Source organism: Saccharopolyspora sp. NPDC045839, from assembly GCF_056431645.1.
This window is the reverse complement of record NZ_JBWKKH010000001.1, coordinates 163632-188036: the sequence shown is the minus strand read 5'-3', so window position 1 is coordinate 188036 and position 24405 is coordinate 163632. Positions and strand designations below refer to the sequence as shown.

At 71.4% G+C, this 24405-nt stretch carries 25 protein-coding genes; 16 read left to right on the top strand and 9 right to left on the bottom strand.

Features of this window, described 5'->3' with window-relative positions; translation table 11 throughout:
* Positions 1-43 precede the first annotated feature (43 nt).
* The 8 genes from AC07EQ_RS00900 to AC07EQ_RS00865 all read left to right on the top strand — a co-directional run bounded on the left by AC07EQ_RS00900 (position 44) and on the right by AC07EQ_RS00865 (position 8855).
* Complete coding sequence (locus tag AC07EQ_RS00900) at positions 44-1276, top strand: NADH:flavin oxidoreductase (protein ID WP_478385808.1); 1233 nt, start codon at positions 44-46, stop codon at positions 1274-1276.
* A 14-nt stretch (positions 1277-1290) separates the two neighbouring features.
* Positions 1291-2952 (top strand): steroid-22-oyl-CoA synthetase, encoded by a 1662-nt coding sequence (casI, locus tag AC07EQ_RS00895; protein WP_478385806.1) that lies wholly within the window; start codon positions 1291-1293, stop codon positions 2950-2952.
* Between the two features lie 187 nt (positions 2953-3139).
* Positions 3140-4342, top strand: coding sequence for an acyl-CoA dehydrogenase family protein (locus AC07EQ_RS00890; RefSeq protein ID WP_478385804.1), 1203 nt, complete (start codon positions 3140-3142; stop codon positions 4340-4342).
* Positions 4339-5292 (top strand): bifunctional MaoC family dehydratase N-terminal/OB-fold nucleic acid binding domain-containing protein, encoded by a 954-nt coding sequence (locus tag AC07EQ_RS00885; RefSeq protein ID WP_478385802.1) that lies wholly within the window; start codon positions 4339-4341, stop codon positions 5290-5292. Before AC07EQ_RS00890 ends, AC07EQ_RS00885 begins: the two co-directional genes overlap by 4 nt.
* 23 nt (positions 5293-5315) lie before the next feature.
* On the top strand, positions 5316-6428 hold the full coding sequence (locus AC07EQ_RS00880) for an acyl-CoA dehydrogenase family protein (RefSeq protein WP_478385800.1): 1113 nt from the start codon (positions 5316-5318) through the stop codon (positions 6426-6428).
* 11 nt (positions 6429-6439) lie between these two features.
* Positions 6440-6865, top strand: a complete 426-nt coding sequence (locus AC07EQ_RS00875; protein ID WP_478386228.1) for a MaoC family dehydratase — start codon at positions 6440-6442, stop codon at positions 6863-6865.
* Positions 6862-8043, top strand: a complete 1182-nt coding sequence (locus tag AC07EQ_RS00870; protein WP_478385798.1) for a lipid-transfer protein — start codon at positions 6862-6864, stop codon at positions 8041-8043. The genes AC07EQ_RS00875 and AC07EQ_RS00870 overlap by 4 nt, the downstream gene beginning before the upstream one ends.
* The gene (locus tag AC07EQ_RS00865) at positions 8040-8855 is read left to right on the top strand and encodes a MaoC/PaaZ C-terminal domain-containing protein (RefSeq protein WP_478385796.1); all 816 of its coding nucleotides are present in this window, start codon (positions 8040-8042) and stop codon (positions 8853-8855) included. Before AC07EQ_RS00870 ends, AC07EQ_RS00865 begins: the two co-directional genes overlap by 4 nt.
* A 59-nt stretch (positions 8856-8914) precedes the next feature.
* Here the strand turns inward: AC07EQ_RS00865 and AC07EQ_RS00860 are convergent, their stop codons facing one another.
* Positions 8915-9328, bottom strand: a complete 414-nt coding sequence (locus AC07EQ_RS00860) for a RidA family protein (RefSeq protein ID WP_478385795.1) — start codon at positions 9326-9328, stop codon at positions 8915-8917.
* Between the two features lie 92 nt (positions 9329-9420).
* On the opposite strand from AC07EQ_RS00860, the gene AC07EQ_RS00855 reads away from it, so the two are divergent.
* Positions 9421-9915: a MarR family winged helix-turn-helix transcriptional regulator gene (locus tag AC07EQ_RS00855; protein WP_478385794.1), complete on the top strand. Its 495-nt coding sequence runs from the start codon at positions 9421-9423 to the stop codon at positions 9913-9915.
* Positions 9916-9984: 69 nt separating this feature from the next.
* On the opposite strand, the gene AC07EQ_RS00850 is transcribed toward AC07EQ_RS00855, so the two are convergent.
* The 3 genes from AC07EQ_RS00850 to AC07EQ_RS00840 are packed head-to-tail and all read right to left on the bottom strand — an operon-like array spanning position 9985 to position 12277.
* Entirely contained in the window at positions 9985-10743 is a 759-nt protein-coding gene (locus tag AC07EQ_RS00850) for an SDR family NAD(P)-dependent oxidoreductase (RefSeq protein ID WP_478385793.1), read from the bottom strand.
* Complete coding sequence (locus AC07EQ_RS00845; RefSeq protein ID WP_478385792.1) at positions 10740-10943, bottom strand: hypothetical protein; 204 nt, start codon at positions 10941-10943, stop codon at positions 10740-10742. The genes AC07EQ_RS00850 and AC07EQ_RS00845 overlap by 4 nt, the downstream gene beginning before the upstream one ends.
* Positions 10940-12277, bottom strand: coding sequence for an acyl-CoA dehydrogenase family protein (locus AC07EQ_RS00840; protein ID WP_478385790.1), 1338 nt, complete (start codon positions 12275-12277; stop codon positions 10940-10942). Before AC07EQ_RS00840 ends, AC07EQ_RS00845 begins: the two co-directional genes overlap by 4 nt.
* Before the next feature lie 151 nt (positions 12278-12428).
* Here AC07EQ_RS00840 and AC07EQ_RS00835 point away from each other — a divergent pair, with 151 nt between their 5' ends.
* The 4 genes from AC07EQ_RS00835 to AC07EQ_RS00820 all read left to right on the top strand — a co-directional run bounded on the left by AC07EQ_RS00835 (position 12429) and on the right by AC07EQ_RS00820 (position 16510).
* Complete coding sequence (locus tag AC07EQ_RS00835; RefSeq protein ID WP_478385789.1) at positions 12429-14138, top strand: class I adenylate-forming enzyme family protein; 1710 nt, start codon at positions 12429-12431, stop codon at positions 14136-14138.
* A gap of 9 nt (positions 14139-14147) precedes the next feature.
* Entirely contained in the window at positions 14148-14834 is a 687-nt protein-coding gene (locus AC07EQ_RS00830) for a TetR/AcrR family transcriptional regulator (protein WP_478385788.1), read from the top strand.
* A 25-nt stretch (positions 14835-14859) separates the two neighbouring features.
* Positions 14860-15639 carry an SDR family NAD(P)-dependent oxidoreductase gene (locus AC07EQ_RS00825; protein ID WP_478385787.1) on the top strand — a complete coding sequence of 260 codons (780 nt, stop codon included), beginning with the start codon at positions 14860-14862 and terminating at the stop codon, positions 15637-15639.
* Positions 15640-15871: 232 nt separating this feature from the next.
* Entirely contained in the window at positions 15872-16510 is a 639-nt protein-coding gene (locus tag AC07EQ_RS00820) for a LysE family translocator (protein WP_478385786.1), read from the top strand.
* A 109-nt stretch (positions 16511-16619) separates the two neighbouring features.
* Here the strand turns inward: AC07EQ_RS00820 and AC07EQ_RS00815 are convergent, their stop codons facing one another.
* The 4 genes from AC07EQ_RS00815 to AC07EQ_RS00800 are packed head-to-tail and all read right to left on the bottom strand — an operon-like array spanning position 16620 to position 20102.
* Positions 16620-17690: an NAD(P)H-dependent flavin oxidoreductase gene (locus AC07EQ_RS00815; RefSeq protein ID WP_478385785.1), complete on the bottom strand. Its 1071-nt coding sequence runs from the start codon at positions 17688-17690 to the stop codon at positions 16620-16622.
* Positions 17687-18454 carry a CoA-transferase subunit beta gene (locus tag AC07EQ_RS00810; RefSeq protein WP_478385784.1) on the bottom strand — a complete coding sequence of 256 codons (768 nt, stop codon included), beginning with the start codon at positions 18452-18454 and terminating at the stop codon, positions 17687-17689. The genes AC07EQ_RS00815 and AC07EQ_RS00810 overlap by 4 nt, the downstream gene beginning before the upstream one ends.
* A 2-nt stretch (positions 18455-18456) precedes the next feature.
* Entirely contained in the window at positions 18457-19347 is an 891-nt protein-coding gene (locus AC07EQ_RS00805) for a CoA transferase subunit A (RefSeq protein ID WP_478385783.1), read from the bottom strand.
* Complete coding sequence (locus AC07EQ_RS00800) at positions 19344-20102, bottom strand: enoyl-CoA hydratase family protein (RefSeq protein WP_478385782.1); 759 nt, start codon at positions 20100-20102, stop codon at positions 19344-19346. The genes AC07EQ_RS00805 and AC07EQ_RS00800 overlap by 4 nt, the downstream gene beginning before the upstream one ends.
* Positions 20103-20183: 81 nt before the next feature.
* Here AC07EQ_RS00800 and AC07EQ_RS00795 point away from each other — a divergent pair, with 81 nt between their 5' ends.
* A complete protein-coding gene (locus tag AC07EQ_RS00795; protein ID WP_478385781.1) occupies positions 20184-20945 on the top strand; it encodes an SDR family oxidoreductase in 762 nt (253 codons plus the stop codon).
* A 132-nt stretch (positions 20946-21077) separates the two neighbouring features.
* On the opposite strand, the gene AC07EQ_RS00790 is transcribed toward AC07EQ_RS00795, so the two are convergent.
* Positions 21078-22103, bottom strand: coding sequence for a TerC family protein (locus AC07EQ_RS00790; RefSeq protein WP_478385780.1), 1026 nt, complete (start codon positions 22101-22103; stop codon positions 21078-21080).
* A gap of 147 nt (positions 22104-22250) precedes the next feature.
* Here AC07EQ_RS00790 and AC07EQ_RS00785 point away from each other — a divergent pair, with 147 nt between their 5' ends.
* The gene (locus tag AC07EQ_RS00785; RefSeq protein WP_478385779.1) at positions 22251-22844 is read left to right on the top strand and encodes a DUF3556 domain-containing protein; all 594 of its coding nucleotides are present in this window, start codon (positions 22251-22253) and stop codon (positions 22842-22844) included.
* A 114-nt stretch (positions 22845-22958) separates the two neighbouring features.
* Positions 22959-24374, top strand: coding sequence for a phytoene desaturase family protein (locus AC07EQ_RS00780; protein ID WP_478385778.1), 1416 nt, complete (start codon positions 22959-22961; stop codon positions 24372-24374).
* Positions 24375-24405: the final 31 nt, after the last annotated feature.

Here is a 24405-nt window from a genome sequence, read left to right as displayed (position 1 = left end):
CCCGGCGACCTACCGTCCGCGCAGAAACCGAACAGGAGCTTTCGTGACCACCACCGACAGGACCGTCCCGGACGTCTTCAGCCCCGGCAGGATCGGCCCCCTGACCCTCCGGAACCGGACTATCAAGGCCGCCACCTACGAAGGTCTCAGCCACAAGGGCAGGGTCACCCGGGATCTCGTCGACTTCCACGTCCGGCACGCGGCCGGCGGCGTGGGCATGACCACGGTCGCCTACTGCGCGGTGTCTCCCGAAGGGCGCACCGACCGGCACCAGATCCTGTGGACCCCGGAATCGCTGCCGGGCCTGCAGAAGCTCACCGCCGCGGTCCACGCCGAGGGCGCCGCCGCGTCGGCGCAGATCGGGCACGGCGGCCCGGTCGCCAACCCCAAGGGCAACGGCGCGCCCGCGCTGGCGCCGAGCCGGCACTTCCACAAGACCACGCTCAGCTTCGCCAAGGAGGCCACCCGGGACGATCTGCGCCGCATCGTGCGGGATCACGCCCGGGCGGCGCGCATGGCCATCGAGGCGGGCTTCGACGCGGTCGAGGTGCACCTGGGCCACAACTACCTGGCCAGCTCCTTCCTGAGCCCGAAGCTCAACCACCGCACCGATTCCTACGGCGGGAGCCTGGAGAACCGGGCGCGGTTCGCGCGGGAGATCATGACGGCCGTCCGCGAGGCCGTCGACGACCGGATCGCGATCATCGCCAAGATGAACATGGACGACGGCGTGCCGGGCGGCTTCTGGCTCGACGAGGCGATCGCGGTGACCCGCTGGCTGGAGTCCGACGGCACGGTCGACGCGCTGGAGATGACCGCGGGCAGCTCGCTGAGCAACCCCATGTACCTGTTCAAGGGCGACGCGCCGCTGGAGGCGTTCGCCGACGTCATGCCCCAGCCCATCAAGCTCGGCGTGAAGCTCGTCGGCAACAAGGTGCTGCGGGAGTATCCCTACCGGGACGGTTTCCTGCTCGAGGACGCCCGCCAGATCCGGGCCGCCGTCAAGCTGCCGATGATCCTGCTCGGCGGCATCACGAACCGGGGGATCATGGACCAGGCGATGGCCGGGGGCTTCGAGTTCGTGGCGATGGCGCGCGCCCTGCTCCGCGAGCCCGACCTGGTGAACCGGATCGAGGCCGACGCGGGCGTCCGGTCGCTGTGCAACCACAACAACCGTTGCATGCCAACGAACTTCACCGGCACGCGCTGCGTCCTGGTCGACCGGAGCACCACGCGCTCCGCGACCTGGGGCACCGAGGCCGGTTACGTCTCCTGAAGCGGCGAGGACCGATGACCGAGCGACGAGAGACCATCGCCGACCTGCTGCTCGACCGGATCGGCGACCACCGGCCGGGGCTCCGCTCCCGGGAGCGGACCTGGACCTGGGACGAGGTCGTCCGGGACAGCGCCGCCCGCGCCGGCCTGCTGCGGCGGCTGCGCGACGAGGACCGGCCGTGCCACGTCGGGATCCTCCTGGACAACGTCCCGGAGTTCATCCTCTGGCTGGGCGCGGCGGCGCTCGGCGGGGCGACGGTGGTGGGCATCAACCCCACCCGCCGCGGCGCCTACCTGGAGGAGGAGGTGCGCAACACCGACCTCCAGCTGGTGGTGACCGACGCGGCGGGGCTGGAGATCCTCGACGGCCTCGACATCGGCGTGGCGCGGGACCGCTTCCTGCTCGTGGATTCGGCGGAGTACGCCGAGCAGCTCCCGAGCCGGCCCGAACCGGCCAAGGATCCGTCGGTCACGGCCGCGACCCGGATGCTGCTGCTGTTCACCTCCGGGACCACCGGCGCGTCGAAGGCCGCGATCTGCTCCCAGGGACGGCTCGTCGGGCTGGCGTACCAGAACACCGCGAAGTACCGCATCGGCCGCGACGACGTCTGCTACTGCTGCATGCCGCTGTTCCACGGCAACGCGCTGATGGCCCTCTGGGCGCCCGCCCTGCTCGCGGGGGCGTGCGTCGTGCTCACGCCGAAGTTCACCGCGTCGGGCTTCCTGGACGACGTTCGCCATTACGGCGCAACGTACTTCACCTACGTCGGCAAGGCGCTCGGCTACCTCCTCGGCCGGCCGGAACGACCGGACGACGCCGACAACACGCTGACGCACGGCTTCGGCACCGAGGCGTCGCCGGAGGACCAGGCCGAGTTCAAGCGCCGCTTCGCTGCGACGCTGTACGAGGGCTACGGGTCCAGCGAAGGCGCCGGGATGATCAACCAGGCCCCGGACGGGCCGCCCGCGGCGCTCGGAGTGCCCGCGCACGCCGGCGTCCGCGTCGTCGACCCGGAGACCCGCGAGACCTGCCCGCCCGCGAAGCTGGACGAGCACGGCCGGGTGCTCAACGCCGAGCTCGCCATCGGCGAGATCGTCAACACCGAGGGCGCCGCGAAGTTCGAGGGCTACTACAAGAATCCGGCGGCCAACGCCGAGCGGGTGCGCCACGGCTGGTACTGGACCGGCGACCTCGGGTACGTCGATCCGGCGGGCTACTTCTACTTCGCCGGCCGCTCGGGCGACTGGATCCGGGTGGACGGCGAGAACATCTCCGCGCTGCTGACCGAGCGGATCCTGCGCCGCCACCCCGATGTCGTCGCCGCCGGCGTCTTCGCGGTGCCCGACCCGCGCTCGGGCGATCAGGTGATGGCGGCCGTCGAGATCCCCGAGCGGATGAGCTTCGAGGATCTCGGCCTGCCGGAATTCCTCGCAAGGCAAGAAGATCTGGGCTCCAAGGGCGCGCCGCGCTACATCCGCGTGTCGCACCAGCTGCCCACGACCGGCTCGAACAAGCTCCGCAAGAAGGAGATGCAGGCCGACGGCTGGCGGACCACCGACGACGTGCACTGGTGGGCAGGTCGCGGCGAGCCGTCGTACGAGCTGATGACCGCGGCGGACAAGGAATCCCTCCGCGACCGGTTCGCCGCGAACGGCCGGCTGCGCTTCCTGCCCTGACCGCAAGGAGAAACGACAGCGGGACCGCACCTGGAGGGATGTTCCTGCAGGTCCGGGGCCGTGAGTCCTTTGAGTCGCTATAGCAGCCAAAAAGACTCACGGCCCGCTACCCGCGGAAACACCCCGCGAGAGTCCGGGTCCCGCTGATCAGAACCGTGCTTCTCGAGCCCAGGAACGAGGACTCCCGATGGATTTGCGCGAGACACCCGAGCAGCGCCGGCTCCGGCAGGAGCTGCGCGGCTACTTCGCCGGGCTGCTGCCCGCGGACGAACGCAGACGGGTGGGGGAGGAGGGCGTCGGCGGGGACAGGTTCCGGGAGGTCGTCAGGATGCTCGGCCGCGACGGCTGGCTGGGCATCGGGTGGCCGCGCGAGTACGGCGGCCAGGGCCGGTCGGTCGAGGAGCAGTACGTCTTCTTCGACGAGGTGCAGCGGGCCGGGCTGCCGTTCCCGTTCGTCACCGTGAACACCGTCGGCCCCACGCTGATGGAGTACGGCACGGAGGAGCAGAAGAAGACGTACCTGCCCGGAATCCTCAGCGGCGACGTCGTCTTCGCCATTGGCTACACCGAACCCGACGCGGGCACCGACCTCGCCTCGCTGAAGACCCGGGCGGTGCGCGACGGAGGGGGCACCTCCCGCTCGAGCGAAGCCGAGAGTGGGGGAGAGTACGTGGTCAACGGGCAGAAGATCTTCACCTCGGGCGCGAACACCGCGGACTACGTGTGGCTCGCGGCCCGCACCGACGCGAAAGCGCCCAAGCACAAGGGCATCTCGATCCTGATCGTGCCCACCAGCGCCCCGGGCTTCTCCTGGAGCCCGATCCAGGCAGTCGGCGGCATGGTGGTCACCGCGACCTACTACAGCGACATCCGCGTCCCGGCCGGCGACGTCGTCGGCGCGGTCGACGGCGGATGGCGGCTGATCACCGCCCAGCTCAACCACGAGCGCATCGGCCTGGCCGCGCTCGGCGGGCGGATGATCCAGCTCTGGGAGCAGGTGCTGGCCTGGGCGAAGCGCACCGGGGTCGCCGAAAAGCCATGGGTGCGGCGGGAAATGGCCCGGACGTACGCGAAGCTCGAAGCGATGCGCCTGATGAACTGGAAGATGACCACGGCCGTCGCGGAAGGCGCGCTGACCGGCGCGACCGCCGGTGCCGCGAAGGCGTACGGCACCGAGACTCACATCGACGTCCAGCGCACGCTGACCCAGGTGCTCGGCGCGGCCGGCCGGATCCGCCCGGATTCGCCGGCGGCGGTGCTCGGCGGGCAGATCGAGCAACTTTCCAGGCAGGGCATCGTCAACACCTTCGGTGGCGGCGTGAACGAGGTGCTGCGCGACATGGTCGCCACCCAGGGCCTCGGCCTGCCCCGGGCGAAGAGGGGCGCATGAGCGACGAGCAGATGACCCCGGGGGCGGCGTACGAGCAGCGCCTCCAGTCCTACGCGGGGCGCGTCCTCGTGCCGGGCAGGCCGGGCCAGGACCCGGTCAACGTGCCGATGATCCGCCACTGGGTCGAGGCGATGGGCGACGCCAACCCGGTCTACCTCTCGGCCGAGGCCGCGCGGGCCACGGGCCGCGACGGCGTCGTCGCCCCGGCCTCGATGGTGCAGGCGTGGACCATGCGGGGCTACGCCGCCACCACGGCGCCGGAGGCGAGCGATCCGACGCCCTTCGACGAACTCGTCGCCCTGCTCGCGGAGGGCGGCTACACCTCGGTGGTGGCCACCGACTCCGGGTTCGAGTTCCACCGCGAGCTCGTGCCCGGCGACGAGATCAGCACCGAGGAGGTCGTGGAGTCGGTCTCCCCGGAGAAGCGCACCGGGCTCGGCGCGGGGCGGTTCGTCACCACGGTGCGCACCTACCGCGACGCGAGCGGAACCGCGGTGGCGACCCAGAAGTGGCGCACCCTGCGGTTCCGGCCCGCGGCGAAGAAGGCGCTGCGGCCCCGGCCCGCCGTGAACCAGGACAACGAGTTCTGGTTCGCCGCGGCGAAGGAGAAGCGGCTGGTCGTCCAGCGGTGCCGGTCCTGCGAGACCCTGCGCCACCCGCCCGGCCCGTGCTGCCCGCACTGCCAGTCCTTCGACTGGGACACCGTGACGGCATCCGGGCGCGGCACCGTCTACAGCTACGTGGTCGCGCACCACCCGCCGCACCCGGCGTTCGAGTACCCGCTGCTGATCGCGGTCGTCGAACTGGCGGAGGGCACCCGGCTGATCACCAACCTGGTGGGCGTGGCGCCGGACGACGTCGCCATCGGCATGCCGGTCCGGCTCGACTGGCTCGAAGCGGACCCGCAGCTGACGCTGCCCGTGTTCCGCCCCGCGACCGACCGGCCCTGACCGGCAGGAGAAGGAGACCCCGAATGGACTTCCACCTCAGCGACGAGCTGGTCGCGGTCCAGGACCTGTCCCGCAGCATCTTCGCCGACCGGGCCGCCACCGACCGGATCCGGGAGGTGGAGGCGTCGGAGACGCGCGTCGACGAACGCCTCTGGGCGGACCTGGCCGGGGCCGGGCTGGTGGGCATCGCGCTGCCCGAGGAGCACGGCGGAGCGGGCCTCGGCCTCGCCGGCCTGTGCGTGCTGCTGGAGGAGCAGGGCCGGTTCGTCGCGCCAGTTCCACTGTGGACGGCGGGCGTGGCGGCGCTGGCGGTCGCCACCCACGGCGACGAGGAGCAGCGCGGCCGGATCCTGCCGGCGGCGGCCGACGGAAGCCTGCGGCTGGCCCTGGCGCTGGAGGAGTTCGCCCCCGCCGAGCCCGGCGCGCCGGCGTGCACCGCGACCGGCGACGGAAATGCCTGGCGGCTAACGGGAACCAAGGCGGTCGTGCCGTCTCCGCAGGGCGCCGACGCGGTGGTCGTGTCCGCGACCACGGACCACGGACCGGGGCTGTTCCTGGTGCGTGCGGACGCCGACGGTGTGCGGTGGGAACGGGCCGAGACCACGACCCGAGACCTCAGCGGGCACCTCCACCTCGACCGCGCCGTCGGGCACGCGGTCGGCGATCCGGGCGGCGACGCGCTCCGCCGGACCCTGCGCCGCGCCACCGCCGCCCTCGCGGCGATCCAGGCAGGGGTCGCGCAAGGAGCCCTGGCGCTGGCCGCCGGCTACCTCGGCGAGCGGCACCAGTTCGGCCGCCCCCTGGCCACCTTCCAGGCGGTCCAGCACCAGCTGGCCGACTGCTACATCGACATCGAGGCCATGCGGGTGACGCTGTGGCAGGCGATCACCTCGCTCGCCGACGAGGCGCCCGGCGCCGGCGCCGCCGTGCTGGTGGCCAAGTGGTGGGCGGACCAGGCCGGGCTGGACGTCGTGCACCGCACCCAGCACGTGCACGGCGGCATCGGCGTCGACGTCGATTACCCGGCCCACCGGTTCTTCCTGTGGGGCAAGCAGATCTCCGGCACGTTCGGCGGAGCCGAGGCGGCCCTCGCCGACCTGGGCGAGCACCTGGCCGTCGAGGAGGTGGCCTCGTGACGATCCCGCCGATGCGGACCTTCGACGCGGTGCGCGTCGGGGAAGTCCTCCCGGAGCTGGAGATCCCGCTGACCCGCACCCTCGTGGTGGCCACTGCCATCGCGAGCCGGGACTTCCAGGACGTGCACCACGATCCGGGGCTGGCGGCCGAGCGCGGCTCGCAGGACGTGTTCATGAACATCCTCACGACCAACGGCCTCGTGGACCGGTTCGTCACCTCGTGGGCCGGCCCGGCCGCGGTGGTCAAGGCCATCCGGATCCGGCTCGGGGCGCCCAACTACCCGGGCGACACGATGGTCCTCAGCGGCGCGGTGACCGGCAAGGACGAGCCGCACCGGCGCGTCCAGGTCTCGGTCCGGGGCGAGAACGGCCTCGGCGCGCACGTCACCGGCACGGTCGACGTCCAGCTTCCCGGCGCCCGGAAGGAATCCGCATGAGCGGCACCGCCTTGTCCCGTTCGGCCGCGATCGTCGGCATCGGCGCGACGGAGTTCTCCAAGAAGTCCGGCCGCAGCGAACTGCAGCTGGCCACCGAGGCGGTGCTCGCCGCCGTGGCCGATGCCGGGCTGACGCCCGCCGACGTCGACGGCATGGTGACCTACACCGCGGAGTCGAGCGCCGACATCCACGTCGCCCGCAACGCGGGGATCGGCGATCTCACCTTCTTCTCCCGCGTCGGTTACGGCGGCGGGGCGGCGTGCGGCACGGTCGCGCACGCCGCGGCCGCCATCGCCACCGGGCTGGCGTCGGTCGTGGTCTGCTGGCGGGCCTTCAACGAGCGGTCGGGGGAGCGCTACGGGCTGGGCCAGGCCGACCGCGCGATGGACACCAGCGCCGACCGGGCCGCGTACTCGTGGATGACGCCGTACGGCCTGAACACCCCCGCCCAGTGGGTGGCCATGTTCGCCCGCCGCTACCTGCACGAATACGGCGCCACCTCGGAGGATTTCGGGCGGGTCGCCGTGCTGGACCGCAAGCACGCCGCCACCAACCCCAACGCCTGGTTCTACGGGCGCCCGATCACCCTGGCCGATCACCAGGCGTCGCGGTGGATCGCCGAGCCGCTGCACCTGCTGGACTGCTGCCAGGAAACGGACGGCGGCCAGGCGCTGGTGCTGGTCTCCGCGGAGCGCGCCCGGGACCTGCCGCACGCCCCGGTCCACGTGCTCGCCGCGGCGCAGGGTTCCGGCGCGGACCAGCACATGATGACGAGCTACTACCGGCCGTCGATCTCGGGCATCCCGGAGCTGGGGCTGGTCGGCGACCAGCTGTGGTCGCAGAGCGGGCTGCGCCCCGACGACGTGCAGGCGGCGATCCTCTACGACCACTTCACCCCGCTGGTGCTCCCGCAGCTGGAGGAGCTCGGCTTCTGCGCCAGGGGCGAGGCGAAGGACTTCATCCGGGACGGTCACCTCGAACTGGACGGCAGGCTGCCCACCAACACCCACGGCGGCCAGCTCGGCGAGGCGTACCTGCACGGGATGAACGGCATCGCCGAGGCCGTCCGGCTGGTCCGGGGCACCTCGGTCAACCAACCGGCGGGAGTGCGGAACGTGGTGGTCACGGCGGGAACCGGGGTGCCGACCAGCGGCCTGGTCGTGGGAGCGGCGCGATGACGGCGGAAACGGCCCGCCCGGCGGGCGAATGGCGCGGCGTCGAGCTCGGCAGCCGCGTGGTCGACTACACCGAGCGGGACGCGATCCTCTACGCGCTGGCGGTCGGCGCCGCCGCAGCGGACCTGGACCTGGTCTTCGAGGAGCGGCTGCGCGTCCTGCCGACCTTCGCGCTGACGCTCGCGCAGTGGGCTCCCGACGCACTGGGCACCCGGGGCGCTTTCGACACCCGCACCGCCGTGCACGGCTCCCAGCGGCTCGAAGTGCTCGCCCCGCTGCCCCGCTCGGGTTCCCTGGCGATGACCGCTTCGGTGGCGCAGGTGTGGGACAAGGGCTCGGCGGCGATCTTCGAGGTGGCGGTGGAGAGCGACTACTTCGTCGCCACCTGGGCGCTGTTCGCCCCCGGCTGCGGCGGGTTCGGCGGCGAGCGCGGCCCGTCGAGCCCGAAGCGGCCGGAAGCCGCGGCCGGCCACCGGCTCGACGTCGCCACCGCGCCGAACCAGGCTGCGCTGTACCGGTTGCTGGGGGATCGCCACCACATGCACATCGATCCCGAAGCCGCCGAGGCGGCCGGGCAACCGCGGCCGTTCCTGCACGGCCTGTGCACCCTGGCGGGCACGACCCTGTCCGTGGCGCGGCGCTACGGCGTCCATCCGGCCGATCTGCGCCGGTTGGAGGGTCGCTTCGCCGCTCCCGTCTTCCCCGGCGACCGGCTCGCGGTCGAGTGCTGGGGAGCCGACGCGAGCGCGGTCGTCTTCGGCGCCGCGGTCGCGGAGCGCGCCGTGCTGACCGGTGGGACGGTCTCGTTCGGCTAGCGCCGGCGCCTGCCGACCGGGGGCGTCCGGTCGGCAGGCGCTTCGGAGGCGGCCGGCGGTCAGCCGACGATGGCCGTCACGCGGATCTCGACGCGCATCCCCGGCGCGCCGAGGGCCGGAACGCCGAGCTCGGTCCAGATGGGCGCGCGGTCGCCCATGCGCTCGCGGAACTGCGCCACCATGACGCGGTTGTGGACCTCTCCGATGAACTCGGCGGATTCGGGGACGTGGTAGGAGTTCACGGCGATGACGTCGCGCCACGTGGCGCCGGCCGTGGCGAGGGTTCGCTCGACGTTCTCGAAGGCCTGCACTATCTCGTCTTCGAGGGACTCGGGGAAGTTCCAGTCGTCGTCCCATCCTCCCTGGCCCGAGGTCTCGACGCGGTCGCCGATGCGAACTGCCTGGTTGTAGTGCATGTCGGTCAGCTGCCTCGCGCCGTACCCGGGCGTGGCGAAGAACTCCGGTTCGTTCATGATGGCCCCTTCGAGATCACTTCACGTGTGAAGTGAACGTAGCACGGTTTCACTTCATGCGTGAAGTCATGGCGGCTGGGTAGGGTTCCGCCATGGCCACCACCGCAACCCCAGGCGGGCACGCCCCGGACGAGACGCCGTGGCTGAACCCGGACGAGAAGGAGGCCTGGACCGGGCTGGTCTCGCTGATCCTGCTGCTGCCGGGACGGCTGGAGTCGCCGCTGCAGCAGGAGGCCGGCCTGACCCTCTTCGAGTACCTGGCCCTCAGCCACATCTCGGAGGCCCCGGAGCGCCGTCTGCGGATGAGCGAGCTGGCCTACCTGGCCAACGGGTCCCTCTCGCGCCTGTCCAACGTCGTCAAGCGGTTCGAGCAGCGGGGCTGGGTGGAGCGTTCGCCCGATCCCGACGACGGCCGGTACACCGTCGCCGCTCTCACCGACGCCGGCTACGAGGTGGTCGCCGCCGCTGCGCCCACGCACGTGCGCGCGGTGCGGCGGCTCGTCCTGGACCCGCTCACCGCCACCGACCAGCAGGCGCTGGCCAGGATCGCGGCCAAACTGCGGGTACGACCGGCCGACCTGGCCTGAAGGTTTCCCGCAATCGCGGGTTCGGTCCTGCGATTGCGGGACAGCCGAGCGGAAGGTTCCTCGGGTGAGTCAGTGGACGCCGCCGTCGAGGCGGAGGACTGCTCCGGTGCAGAAGGAAGACGCGGCACTGGCGAAGTAGAGAGCTGCTCCCACGACCTCGTCGGGCTCGCCGCCGCGGCCCAGCGCGATCGAGGTCCTGGCCCGTTCGGCGAAGGCGTCGAGGTCCCAGGCGTGGGAGATGTCGGTGAGGAACGGCCCGGCTTGGATGGCGTTCACCCGGACCTTGGGGCCGAAGGCGCGGGCGAAGCCTTCGGTGAGGGTGTTCAGGCCGGCTTTCGCCGCGGCGTAGGGGAGTTCGATCGGTGCCGGCCGGATCGCGGCTATCGACGAGATGTTGATGATCGCGCCGCCGTCGCCATCGGCCATCCGGGTGCCGATCAGTGCGGTGAGCCGGAACGGGCCCTTGAGGTTGACGGCGAGCACCTTGTCCCACAGGGCTTCGCCGACCTGGTCGAGACTGGGGTAGAGCGGCGAGAGGCCGGCGTTGTTGACCAGCACGTCGACCCGGCCGAACTCGGCGTAGGCGCGTTCGACCAGGGCATCGCACTGGTCCCAGTGGCTGACGTTGCAGGCCACGGGGAGCGCGCGGACGCCGTGTTCCTCCTCGATCTCACGTGCCGTGCTCTCGCAGGCTTCCAGCTTGCGGCTGGCGATGATCACGTCCGCCCCCTTGGCCGCGAAGGCGTGGGCCATCGCGCGGCCCATGCCTCGGCTGCCGCCGGTGACGAGGGCGATCTTGCCGGTCAGGTCGAAGGTCGTGTCGGTCATGGGATCGCGCTCCAACCGGGGTTCATATCGGCGATCGGGCTCGGGTGAGCAGGCCGCAGCACGACGTTCTGCGTGCCGCCGGCCAGTTCGGTGACTTCGGTGAAGTCGCCCGGCGGCAGGTCCTGGTCGTCCATCCACCGTGCGAGCGCGGTGAAATCGACCAGTTCCGGATCCACTGTGGATGGTCGGGGTGCGCTCACGCCGGGAGCCGCCCGTGTCGCTTGAGCACGTCGGCGTACTTCTGGCGGGCTTGGTCGCGCAACTTCGGCTCGTGGCGGGTGGGGAACAGGTCGTCGGACGGCTCGTAGTCGTGCAGCACCTGCCGGGCCAGGGTGGCCTTGTGGACCTCGGTCGGGCCGTCGGCGAGCCCCATGTGGAAGGACTGGGTGACGTACCCGGCGAACGGCATCTCGTTGGAGACGCCGAGCGAACCGTGGACCTGCAGCGCGCGGGAGGCCACATCGCGCAGGACGCGCGGCATCATCGCCTTGACCGCGGAGATGTCGGCGCGCACCTTGCGGTAGTCCTGGTACTTGTCGATGCGCCACGCGGTGCGCAGCACCAGGAGCCGGTAGGTCTCCAGGTCCAGCCAGGAATCCGCGATCATCTCCTGCACCATCTGCTTGCGCGCGAGCTGCTCGCCCTGGGTGGTGCGGGAGAGCGCTCGCTCGGCCATCATGTCGAGGCTCCGCCTGATCAGCCCGACGGTGCGCATGGCGTGGTGGATGCGCCCACCGCCGAGGCGGGTCTGCGCCACCATGAACGCCTCGCCGCGCGGGCCGAGCAGCGCGTCGGCCGGAACGCGGACGTTGCGGTAGCGGATGTAGGCGTGCGAGCCCGCTCCTTCGGGGTCACCGCCGAGCCCGACGTTGCGGATGATCTCCACGCCCGGTGCGTCGGCCGGGACGATCAGCATCGACTGCTGCCGGTAGGGCGGGTTGTCCGGGTCGGTGACCGCCATGACGATGAGGAACGCCGCGTAGCGTGCGTTGGAGGAGAACCACTTCTCCCCGTTCAGCACCCATTCTCCCCCACTCTCGGCTTCGCTCGAGCGGGAAGTGCCCCCTCCATCGCGAACCGCGCTGGTGGTGAACACCTTCGGGTCGGCGCCACCTTGCGGCTCGGTCATCGAGAACGCCGAGACGATCTCGTTGGCGAGCAGCGGCTGCAGCCAGCGCTCCTTCTGCGCCGGCGTGCCGAAGTGGGCGAGGATCTCGCTGTTGCCGCTGTCGGGGGCTTGGGCGCCGAAGACGATCGGGGCGCAGCGCGCCCGGCCGAGGATTTCGTTCATCAGGGCGAGCTTGACCTGCCCGTACCCGGGTCCGCCCAGGTCCGGGCCGAGGTGGCAGGCCCACAGGCCGCGTTCGCGGACCGTTTCCTGCAACGGCGGGATCAGCTCCGCGCGGACCGGGTCGTCGAGGTCGTAGGGGTGGTCGATGATGTGGTCGAGCGGTTCGATCTCCTCGCGGACGAACTCCTCGATCCAGTCGAGTTCCCGCTGGAACTCGGGGTCGGTCTCGAATTCCCAGGCCACGGCGGTCTCCTCCGGTGCGGGCTTCGGTGACGGGCGCCAACGTAATGCGACTGCCTTAGAAGCACAAGCACTTGATTTTCCGTTGCGGGCGGGGCAGATTCGATGCGTCTCACGGAATGTTCGAGCCGGCGAGGGTGGGGACGTGGAAACGATGAGGAACCACGAGGACATCCGTGCCGAGCTGACCGCTCCGGGCGCGCCTTTCGAGACCGTCGAGGTCGACATCCGCGGTGTGCGAGTGCGTGCCTGGCGGAACGCGCCTGCCAGCTTGCGGGCCATGGTCGAGAGCTCGCGGGCCTTCGCCGAGCGGGATTTCCTCGTCCACGGCGACGAGCGGGTCACCTACCGCGAGCACTTCCAGCAGGTGGCCGGGTTGGCGGGGCGGCTCGTCGACGAGCACGGCATCCGGAAGGGCGACCGGGTCGCCATCGCCATGCGCAACTTCCCCGAATGGCCGGTCGCCTTCTTCGCCGCCGCGTGCGCCGGTGCTGTCGTGGTGCCGTTGAACGCTTGGTGGTCGGCGAGCGAGCTGGAGTTCGGCCTGCGCGACTCCGGGGCGAAGGTGCTGATCGCGGACCAGGAGCGGATGGACCGGCTGCGGGACGTGCTACCGGGCCTCGGGATCGCCGCGATCGTGGCGCGGCCGACCGGGCCGCTGCCCGCAGGCAGCCGGGACATCCGCGATGTGCCCGCCGCCGCGGAGCTTCCCGATGTCGACCTCGGCCCCGAGGACGACGCCACGATCTTCTACACGTCCGGGACCACCGGCACTCCCAAAGGCGCGTTCGGCACGCACCGCAACATCTGCGGCAACGTGACCAGCGTGGGATACGCGGCGGCCCGGGCGCTGCTCCGGCAGGGCGGGTCGCTCGCCGATCTGGCCGCGGCGCAGGCGGTGCCGGCGACGGCCCTGGTGGCGGTTCCGTTCTTCCACGGCACCGGCTGCCACTCGGTGCTGCTCGGTGCCTTTCACCGAGGTGCCACTTTGGTCCTCATGCACAAGTGGGACGCCGGCACCGCGCTCGAACTCATCGAGCGCGAGCGCGTCACGCAATTCACCGGCGTGCCGGCGATGCTCGCGCAACTTTGTGCGCACCCCGAGTTCGCGCGGCGCGACCTGACCAGCCTGACCGCGGTCGGAACCGGAGGAGCGGCTGCGCCACCGGCGCTCGTGCAGCGCTCCGCCGCGCTCCTGCCCGGCGCGGCGCCGGCCAACGGCTACGGCCTCACCGAGACGTCCTCGATGACCACGGCCAACCGCGGACTCGATTACCTGACCAAGCCGGACAGCGTCGGGCTCGCGGTCGCGATCTGCGACGTCGAGGTGGTGGACCCGGTCACCGAGCAGCGGTTGCCCACCGGCGAGATCGGCGAGCTGCGGATCAAGGGCGCGAACGTGGTCAAGGGCTACTGGAACCGGCCGGACGCCACGGCCGACGCGATCACCGACGGCTGGCTGCGCTCCGGCGACCTCGCCCGGATCGACGAAGAGGGGTTCGTCCACATCGTCGACCGGGCCAAGGACATGCTGATCCGCGGCGGGGAGAACGTCTACTGCGCCGAGGTCGAGGCCGCGATCCACGAGCACCCCGCAGTGGCCGACTGCGCCGTGATCGGCATCCCGCACGACATCCTGGGCGAAGAGGTGGGGGTGCTGGTCCAGGTCCTCGCCGGGACCACCCTGACCGCCGAGGCATTGCGCGCGTTCCTGGACGGGCGGACAGCGCGGTTCAAGATCCCCGCGCACGTCTGGGTGCAGGAGGACGAGCTGCCCCGCAACGCCTCCGGGAAGATCCTCAAGCGGCAGATCCGCACCGAGCTGATCCGCGCGGTCGCGGCCGGCGAATCGCGGCACGGATAGGTTCTCGCCATGACCCACACCTCGACGCGCGATGCCGAACCCGCGACGGACGCGCGTTCGGCGCTGATCCGAGCGGCCACCCGGCTCTTCGCCGAACGCGGGATCTACGCGGTGTCGCTGCGGGAGATCACCCGCGCCGCCGGGCAGCGCAACACCACCGCGCTGCAGTACCACTTCACCAACCGGGAAGGCCTGCTCCGGGAGGTGCTGATCGAGCACGGGCGGGATGTCGGGGCACGCCGCGACACGCTGCTCGACCAGTACGAGCTGACCGGCCGCGACGACCTGCGCGCGCTGGCGTCCGCACTGGTCCTGCCCCTGATCGCGAAGCTGTCGGATCCCACGGGCGGCCGCGAGTACCTGCAGATCACCGCGGAACTGCTCGGCCGGACCAACCGGATGGTCGAGCCTGGGGAACCTGCCGCGATCGTGCTCGACGACCCCGGGGGCAGCCTGGCCCGCTGGCTCGAACTGGTGGCACCGATGCTGCCGCCCGAGGCGGTCGGCCCGCCGCTGCACCGCCGGTTCGCGGCCATCCACTTCGCGCACCTCGAACTGAGCCGCCGCGCCAAGGACGACCCGCGCAGCGAACAAACCCTGTTCACCCACTACCTCACCGACCTGGTGGCCGCGGTGCTCGCCGCACCGGTCTCCGACGAGACGAAGCGGGTGCTCGCCACGCGGCAGCGATCCTGACGCCCGCCCGACCGGAAGGACATCGATGCCCCGACTGACCAGATTGAGCCGTTCCGTCGCCGGCAGCGTCGCCCTCGTGACCGGGGCGGCGAGCGGGATGGGGCGGGCGACGGCCCACCTGCTCGCCGACGAGGGCGCCGCCGTCGGCATCGTCGACCGCGACGCCGACGGGCTCGCGGCGGTTGCTGACGAGATCCGCGGCGCAGGTGCCGGGGTGCACGCCGTGGTCGCGGACGTCGCAGATCCCAGCGCGCCTGCGGCCGCGGTGTCGGAGGTCCGCGAGGCGCTCGGCCCGATCGACGCCCTGGTCAACAACGCCGGAGTCAGCATCCACGCCGGCTTGGCGGATGAGGGTTTCGACGATGCGTGGGCGACCACGCTCGCGATCAACCTGACCGCATATCCCGGGTTCGTCCGGGCGGCCCTTCCGGACCTGCGCCGCAACCGCGCGGGCCGGGTCGTGAACGTCGCCTCCACCGAGGGGCTCGGCGCGACGGCCGGGATCACGGCCTACACCGCTTCCAAGCACGGCGTGATCGGCCTGACGCGCTCGCTCGCCGTGGAGCTGGGGCCCAGCGGAGTCACGGTGAACTGCGTCTGCCCCGGCCCGATCAACACCGGCATGACCGCGCGAATCCAGGACGAGGACAAGGCCGTCTTCGCGCGGCGGCGCACAGCGCTGCGGCGGTACGGAGAGCCGGAGGAGGTCGCCCACGTCACGGTATCCCTGCTACTGCCCGCGGCCTCGTTCGTCACCGGCGCGGTGCTCGCGGTCGACGGCGGCCTGACCGTCCGCAACGCCTGATTCAGGCGGATCGCGGAGGATCTTCCACCTGGACCGGCGACTCCTCGCGCCCAGTTCGCAGTTTCAATTGAAACTGCGAACCGGGCGCTCGAAGAGTGGCGACCGCGTCCTCGCTGGGAGCCGAGTCGCGTGCCGCCGCACCGCTTTCCGCAACGCCCGCTTGCAAAGGGTCGTTTCAGAGACGCGTGAGCCCGGCCGGGGACGGCGACTGCCCGCCCGATACGTTCGCTCCATGGAACTCGTACCGCTCGCCTCGTTGCTCGGCGTCGTGGTGGTGGAGTTGGGCATGGTGCTGACCCCCGGGCCCAACATGGTCTACCTGGCATCGCGGGCCATCTCGCAGGGGCGGCGTGCCGGACTCGTGTCGCTCGCCGGGGTCGCCCTCGGATTCGTCGTCTACCTCGTCGCGGCGGCCGCCGGTCTGTCCGCCCTCTTCGTGGCCGTACCTGAGGCCTACCACGTGGTGAAACTCCTGGGCGCGGCGTACCTCGCGTGGATGGCCTGGCAGATCCTGCGCCCCGGTGGCGGGTCGCCGTTCGAACCGCGCGAACTGGTCCCGCACTCGGCGGCCCGCCTGTTCGGCATGGGGCTGCTGACGAACCTCTTGAATCCCAAGATCGCGCTCCTGTACGCCGCGCTGATCCCTCAGTTCGTCGATCCCGCGCTGGGTGCGACGTGGTGGCAGTTCCTCCAACTCGGAACCGCGCAGATCGTGGTCGGCGTGACCATCAATGGCCTCATCGTTCTCGCCGCCGCTGCGCTCGCCGGGTATCTGGCCCGCCACCCCCGCGTGCTCCGGGCACAGCGTTTCGCATCCGGCACCCTGCTGGGCTTCTTCGCCGTCAAGATGGCCACCAGCCGGCCCAACTGAACCCGCCCTGTCATGCCGGCAGGCCGGAATCTGGGCACCTTCGGATGAGCGTGCCCGAAGCTTCCGAAAGAGGCGGTGCCCACTGTGCGGTGGGCACCGCCTCTGGTTCTCAGAGCGCGTACTTCTGGGTCCTCCGCAGGCATTCGGCTGCCTCGGTGACCACCCGGTCGATCAGCTCCTCGCAGGTCGGCAGGTCGTCCAGGACGCCGACCACCTGACCGGCGGCGAGCACGCCGGCGTTCGTGTCGCCTTCGACGAGGCCGGACTTGAGCATCATCGGGGTGTTGGCCGCGAGCACCATCTGGGACCAGGACCGGCCGCTGCCGTGCTTCATCGACCGGCCGTCGGCGGCGAGGCCGCGCCAGGTCATCCCGCTCAGCTTCTTGAACTTCAGGGTCCGCTGGATGGTCGGCCCCAGCCGCTTCAGGATGCTCGTCTCCTGCAGTTCCGCCACGAACCGGGTGCGCAGCATGCGGTGCGGCATGCCGTCGACCTTGTCGGTGACGACCGTCCCGTTGACGTCGTGGGAGAGGTACAGCCGCTTCACGGCATCGGGAACGGCGCTGTCCTTGGTGAGCAGGAAGCGGGTGCCCATGCCGATTCCCGCCGCGCCGTAGGACAAAGCCGCCGCGAGGCCGCGGCCGTCGAAGAAGCCGCCCGCCGCGACGACGGGGATGTCGACGGCGTCGAGCACGCTCGGCAGGAGCAGCGTGGTGGGCACCGAGCCGGTGTGACCGCCACCCTCGCCGCCCTGGACCATGACCGCGTCGGCGCCCCACGCCGCCACCTTCTCGGCGTGGCGGGGCGCGCCGACCGAGGGCATCACGACGATGCCGTGGTCCTTGAGCTTGGCGATCAGCTCCTTCTTCGGCGCCAGCGCGAACGATGCGACCTTCACCCCGTGCTGGATCAGCAGGTCGACCCGTTGCGGCGCGTCGCCGGCGTCGGCCCGGAGGTTGACGCCGAAGGGCCGGTCGGTGCGGCGCTTGACCGCGATGATCGCCCGCTCCAGCTCTGCCAGGCTCATCGTCGCGCTGGCCAGGATGCCCAGGCCGCCGGCGTTCGCCGTGCCGCCGACCAGGCTCGGCCCGGCCACCCAGCCCATGCCGGTCTGCACGACCGGATGCCGGATGCCGACCAGGTCGTTGAGCGGGGTGCGCAGGAGCTGCTCGGTGCTCATCGGGCGGCCTCCGGCTTGACCTCGCGGTCGCGCAGGTTCTTCGGGTCGATCACCTCGCGGATGAGGGTCAGCTCCGCGTCGGTGGGCGTGCGGGTCTCCGGAACGTCGTCGTCGGCGTGGATCTCGCACCCGCTGACCGCCCGCACGTCGTCGACGGTCACGCCCGGGTGCACCGAGCGCAGCCGCAACGTGCGGTCGGGGCCGCCCAGGTCGAGGACCGCGAGGTTCGAGACGATGCGGTGGATGTCGTTGTACCGGGCGGCGGCAGGTCCGGCCTGCTCGGCGAGCTTCGGCCCGATGCCGGAGACGATGTCCACCCGTTCCACGAAGACCCGGGGGGCGTGCTTCGGAACCCAGTACGAGGTGCGGTTGTTCGCGGTGTTGCCGGGGGCGCCGCGGGAACCGAGCAGCTGGCGCTTCGGCTGCGCGAATTCGCCGATCGCGGAGATGTTCTGGTTGCCGTGCCGGTCGATCTGGGTGGCGCCCATCATGACGTGCCGCTTGCCGTAGGCGACCACGTCGAAGACCTTCCGGAACGGGATCCAGCCCTCCACCGCATCGGATCCGGCCCCGAGCGCGGGAACCTCGGCGAGGAAGCGGGATTCGCCGTCGGAGATCACCAGATCGGGATTGCTCGTCAGCTTGGCCAGCCGCACACCCAGGGTGGGCAGCAGTCCCATCGGGCTGCCGAAGATCTCGCCGTCGTCGGCGAACGCGTCGGCGATGGCCGCCGCGCAGATCTCGGCACGCGTCACGTCGGACATCCTCACGCCTCCTGCTCTTCGTGGAACGCCTTCACGGCGGCCTGGTAGTCGTCCTCGGTGCCGCGCAGGAAGCGCCGTTCGAAGGCTTCCCAGGCCGACGGGTCGGCGGCCGCGGCGGCGTAGGCGCGCTGGAACTTCTCGTCCCGCTCGTAGTCCGGGGTGCACGTGGTGAAGTGGGCCCCGTTGGGCGTTTCGACGACGCCGTCGACCATCATCCGGCTGATCAGCAGGCGCTGGACGGGGGCTTCGCGGGTGAGCTCCGCGGTGTCGACGATGCGCTCGCAGGTCACGAACGCCTTGTCGGCCGCCATGCAGAACAGGTCGTCGAAGTAGGGATCCGGGCCGAGGTAGGTGGCGTTGCCGTGCGGGTCCGCGCGGTTCATGTGCACCAGCGCGGCGTCGAGGTGCAGCGCCGGAACGGCGACGAGTTCCTCGAAGACGCCGTCCGCGGCGGGGTACGGGCTGGCCACGGTGCGCAGGCCGGGGTTGTTCACCATGACGTCGGAGCCGAGCCCGGCGCGCATGGGCAGGAACGGCAGGCGCTGGGCGGCGGCGCGCAGCCCGGCCTGGAACATGCCCTCGTCGAGCTCGACGACCTCGGGGATCGTCCGGTTCTGCCGCGCCTGCTGGAAGTTCGGTTCGAGCGGCACGGAGTCGAGCGAGACGAACGCGTACACCAGCTTGCGGATCCGTCCCGCGCGGGCGAGGAGCCCGACGTCGGCGCCGCCCCAGGAGACCAGGGTGAGGTCGGTCAGGTTCGAGCGCAGGATCGCGCGGACCAGCGCCATCGGCTTGCGCCGCGGGCCCCAGCCGCCGATGCCGATGGTCATGCCGTCCTCGAGCCGGGCGACCACGTCGTCCGCGGTCATGCGCTTGTCGCGGGGCTTGCTCATTCGCTCCTCGCTTTCTCGGTGCCGGCGAACCGGTCCCGGTGCTCGTCCGCCACCCCGGCGAGGTTGAGCTCCATGGTGAAGCCCTGCTCGAACCGGTAGCTGCGGTTGACGTCGACGGGGTCGATGCCGTTGATGGCCTCCTTGGCCATCCGGATGACCCGGGTGTCCTTCGCGGCGATCTCGGCCGCGACGGCGAGGGCCGCCTCGTCGAGGCGGTCGCGCGGGACGACTTCGAGGACGGAGCCGTGCCCGACGAGGTCGGTGGCGGGGATGTTGCGGCCGGTGAAGTAGAGGGTGCGCAGCAGGTGCGGCGGGACGAGGCGGGCGAGGTGGGTCGCGGCGCCGAGGGCACCGCGGTCCACCTCCGGCACCCCGAAGTAGGCGTCTTCGGCGGCGACGATCGTGTCGGCGTTGCCGACCAGACCGACGCCGCCGCCGAGGCAGAACCCGTTGACGGCGGCGATGACCGGCACGGCGCACTCGTAGACCGCCTTGAACGCGGCGAAGCAGCCCCGGTTCGCGCCGATCAGGGCGTCGAACCCCGCGGTGTGCTGCATTTCCTTGATGTCGACGCCCGCGTTGAAGCCCTTGCCCTCCGCGCGCAGCACGACGACGTGGGTGTTCAGGTCCGCGCCCGCTTCGTCGAGCGCCGCGGCGAGGTCGAACCAGCCCCGAACGGGGAGCGCGTTGACAGGCGGGTAGTCGACGGTGACGACGCGGATGCCGTCGTCACGCAAGTCCGAGGTGATGCCCATGTGCCACCTTCCGGGCTACTTGACCTATCATTTGCTTGGTACCCTAACATCTGCTTGGTTCTCGACCCATGGGAGAGACGCGTGGCGGTTCAGCTGGACATGACGGGACGGGTGGTCCTGGTGACCGGGGGCACCAAGGGCATCGGCCGGGCCATCGCCGCGGCCTTCGTCGCGGCCGGCGCGCAGGTGGTGACGTGCGCGCGGTCCGAATCGGACGAGCCGGCCGCGGGCACGACGCACCTGCGGTGCGATGTGCGGGACGAGGAGTCGGTCCGGGCGATGATGGCCGACTTGCTCGCGCGGCACGGCCGGATCGACGTGGCGGTGAACAACGCGGGCGGTGCGCCGTACGCGCTGGCGGCGGACGCGTCACCGCGCTTCCACGGCAAGATCATGGACCTCAACTTCTTCGGGCCGCTGCTGGTCGCCCAGGTCGCGAACGCCGCCATGCAGGAGCAGGACGCCGGCGGCTCGATCGTGAACATCTCCTCCGTCAGCTCCCTCCGGCCCTCGCCCGGCACGGCGGCCTACGGCGCGGCGAAGGCCGGGCTGGACTCGCTCACCCGCTCGCTGGCCGTGGAGTGGGCGCCGAAGGTGCGGCTGAACTCCATCAACGTCGGCCTGTGCCGCACCGAGCTGACCGGCGGCCACTACGGCGACGACGGGAGCGTCGAGGCCATCGAGCGCACCATCCCGCTGGGACGGATGGCGCGACCGGAGGAGGTCGCCAACGTCGCGCTCTTCCTGGCCTCCGATCTCGCCTCGTACGTCAGCGGCGCCTCGGTCGAATGCCACGGCGGGGGAGAGCCGCCCGCCTTCCTCTTCGCCGCCCAGACCCTCTAGTGCGCCTCGCGACCGCACCGGTGGCTCGGATCCGGATGGCGCAGGATGCCTTCCCAGTGCTCCGGAATCGGTGACCGGGAAGGACGGTTGGTCCGGAATCCGGTGGAGGTGCCGAGAATTCCGGGGCAGTCGTCACCGGTCGGTCGGAGTGTCCGCGTCCGGCGATCCGGTCTTGGGGCGGTGCGCCCGGAGGGAACCGGGGTGGGCCTTCGCCGACGGGTCGCGCCGGGTCTTGATCACGCTCGCCACGGTCACGACCAGCAGCACCGCGATGATCACGCCGAGGCTGAGGGGCGTCGGGATCTCGGGGACGCGCTCGTCGATGTCCACGTGCAACCAGTGCAGGATCAGCTTGACGCCGATGAACGCGAGGATCAGCGACAGCCCCGCCGAGAGGTAGACCAGGCGCTCCAGCAGGCCCTTCACCAGGAAGAACAGCGCGCGCAGGCCGAGGAGGGCGAAGGCGTTGGCGGTGAAGACGATGTAGGCCTCCGCGGTGATGCCGAAGACCGCCGGGATGGAGTCGAGGGCGAACAGCAGGTCGACGCTGCCGATCGCGATCAGCACGATGAACATCGGCGTGACCACCCAGCGCCCGCCGACGCGCGCCACGAGCTTGCCGCCCACGTACTCGTCCGAGACCGGCAGCACCCGGCGGGCCGCCTTGACCACGGCGTTGTCCTCGACGTCGGGATCCTCGTCGCGGTGCCGGAACAGCTGCACCGCGGTGTAGATCAGCAGCAGCCCGAAGGCCAGGAACATGAAGGAGAACAACGACAGCAGCGCCGCGCCGACCGCGATGAAGATGCCGCGCATGATCAACGCCAGCACGATGCCGAAGGTCAGCACTTTGTGCTGGTGCTCCTCGGGGACCGCGAACGTGGTCATGATGATCACGAAGACGAACAGGTTGTCGACCGAGAGGCTCTTCTCGACGATGTAGCCGGCGAAGTACTCGGTGCCGGCCTGGCCGCCGTACTGCGTCGCGAACCAGACGCCGAAGACGACCGCCGCCAGGACGTAGGCCACCGACCACGCGCTCGCCTCGGCGAAGCCGACCCGGTGCGGGCGCGCGGCCGCCATGATCAGGTCGATCGCCAGCAGCCCGACGATCACCGCGATGGTGAGCACCCAGGTCAGCGTGGTTATCTCGAGCACGTTCCCTCCGCTTGGAATCGTCGTGCGGCGCCGGCGTGCTGGTGCTGTGCGGGCGGTCGCGGCGGACGGTGGATCCGCCACCTTCGGAGCGCGGCGCCGCCGCACGCCCGATCCCGGGCGGGCGGGATCGCAACGGCCTCGTGCCAGGTGCGTGTTGTTGATCTGTCGCCGGTCAGGGTAATCGGACTCGCCGCGCATCGCCCGCTCGACACGCGAGCCGGACTCGCGCTCGTCCGGCCGTCCACTGTGCAGCGCGGAATCCGATGCGCATGGTCTTCGATCACCGTCTCTTGTGGACCGGGAGAGCGCGGTGCCGAGAAGTCCCGTTGCGGCTCGGGCTCCCGGGCGTTCCGCCGCGCCCAGCGCGCACAGGCCCGCGGTGACCGGCTGCGGCAGCCGGAATCAGCGCTCCAGCAGGCCCATCAGCACCACCCCGAGCGCAATTCCCTGATCGGCTTCAACTTCGGCGACGGCCACCTGCACGACGAGGACCTGATCCGCGCGGTGCGGTCCCGCGTCGGGTTCGCCCCCGGCGAATGGCTCGTGGTGTTCGAGTCGCAGGCGATCCACTCGAAGGTCCAGCACTACAAGGTGATCGACGCCGCGCTCGGCGTGATCGAGCGCGGCACCTGGAAGGTTTCCGGCGCGGTGGCGGCGCAACCGTGGTTGCCGGACGGGCCGATCCTGCTGGACGTCACCTGGACCCGCGAGCCCGGCCCGGCGGTCCGCACGACCGCCTGACCGCAGCCGGGCCGATCGGTCTTCCGGCTGGAAGACTCCGGGGCGGAGGGCGAAACCGGCCCGCTCTCCGCCCGCCCAGGAAGCGCACGACACCGACCCCGGGAGGGAAACCCGATGAGCACCGCGATCGTGATCGGCAGCGGCCCCAACGGCCTCACCGCAGCCGCGGTCCTGGCCCGGGCGGGCGTTGAGGTCACCGTGCTGGAGGCGGCCGACGAGATCGGCGGCGGCACCCGCACCGCCGAGGCGATCGTGCCCGGCCTGCTGCACGACCACTGCTCGGCGACCCACACGATGGCCGTCGGCTCGCACGTCCTGCGCGATCTGGGACTCGACCGCTACGGCCTGCGCTGGCGCCTGCCGGAGATCGATTGCACGCACCCGCTCGACGACGGCACCGCCGGCATCCTGCACCGCTCGGTGGCCGAGACGGCCCGCGGGCTGGGGTCCGACGGCCGCCGCTGGCGCGCGCTGTTCGAGCGACCGGCCCGCGGCTACGACGCGCTGAGCGAGGACATCCTGCGTCCGCTCCTGCGCCTGCCGCGGCATCCGCTGCGGCTCGCCCGGTTCGGCATCCCGACGCTCCTGCCGGCCACGGCGCTGGCGCGGCTGTTCCGCACCGAGCAGGCGCGGGCCTTGTGGCTCGGCGTGTCCGCGCACGCGTTCCGTCCGCTGGACCAGCCGCTGTCCTCGGCGATCGGGCTCGGCATCCTGACCGCCGGCCACCGCAACGGCTGGGCGGTCGCCGAGGGAGGTTCGCGCGCCATCTCGGACGCGCTGGCCGCGCTGCTGCGCGACCACGGCGGGAAGATCGAGACCGGGGTCGTGGTCCGCTCGGTGGCGCAGCTCCCGCCGTCGGACGTCGTGGTGTGGGACGTCGCGCCGACCGCGGTGGCCGACGCGCTGGGCGACCGGCTGCCCGCGCGGATCTCCCGCGCCTACCGCCGGTTCCGGTACGGGCCCGCCGCTTTCAAGGTCGACTTCGCGGTCGCGGGCGGCGTGCCCTGGACCGCCGAGCAGGCCCGGCGGGCCGGTTCGGTGCACGTCTGCGGCACCGCGGCCGAGGTGTCCGCGGCCGAACGGGCGGTGCACGCCGGGCGGCTGCCCGACCGGCCGTTCGTGCTGGTCGGCCAGCAGTACCTCGCCGACCCGACGCGCTCGGTGGGCGATGTGCATCCACTGTGGACCTATGCGCACGTCCCGCACGGATATACCGGCGACGCGACCGAAGCGATCATCGGGCAGATCGAGCGGTTCGCCCCCGGGTTCCGCAACCGGATCGTCGGCACCGCGGTCCGCACCCCGGCCGGAATCGCCCGGGACAACGCCAATTTCGTCGGCGGTAACATCCTGACGGGCGCGAAGGATCTCCGGCAGCTGACCTTCGGTCCCCGAACCACCCTGCAGCCCTACGACGTCGGGCTACCGGGCCACTTCCAGTGCTCGGCGGCGACCCCGCCGGGTCCGGGCGCCCACGGCATGTGCGGCGCGCACGCGGCCGCCCGCGCGCTGCGCCACCTCCGCCGCTGACCCTCCGCCGTCGTCCTCCCGCAATTTCCAT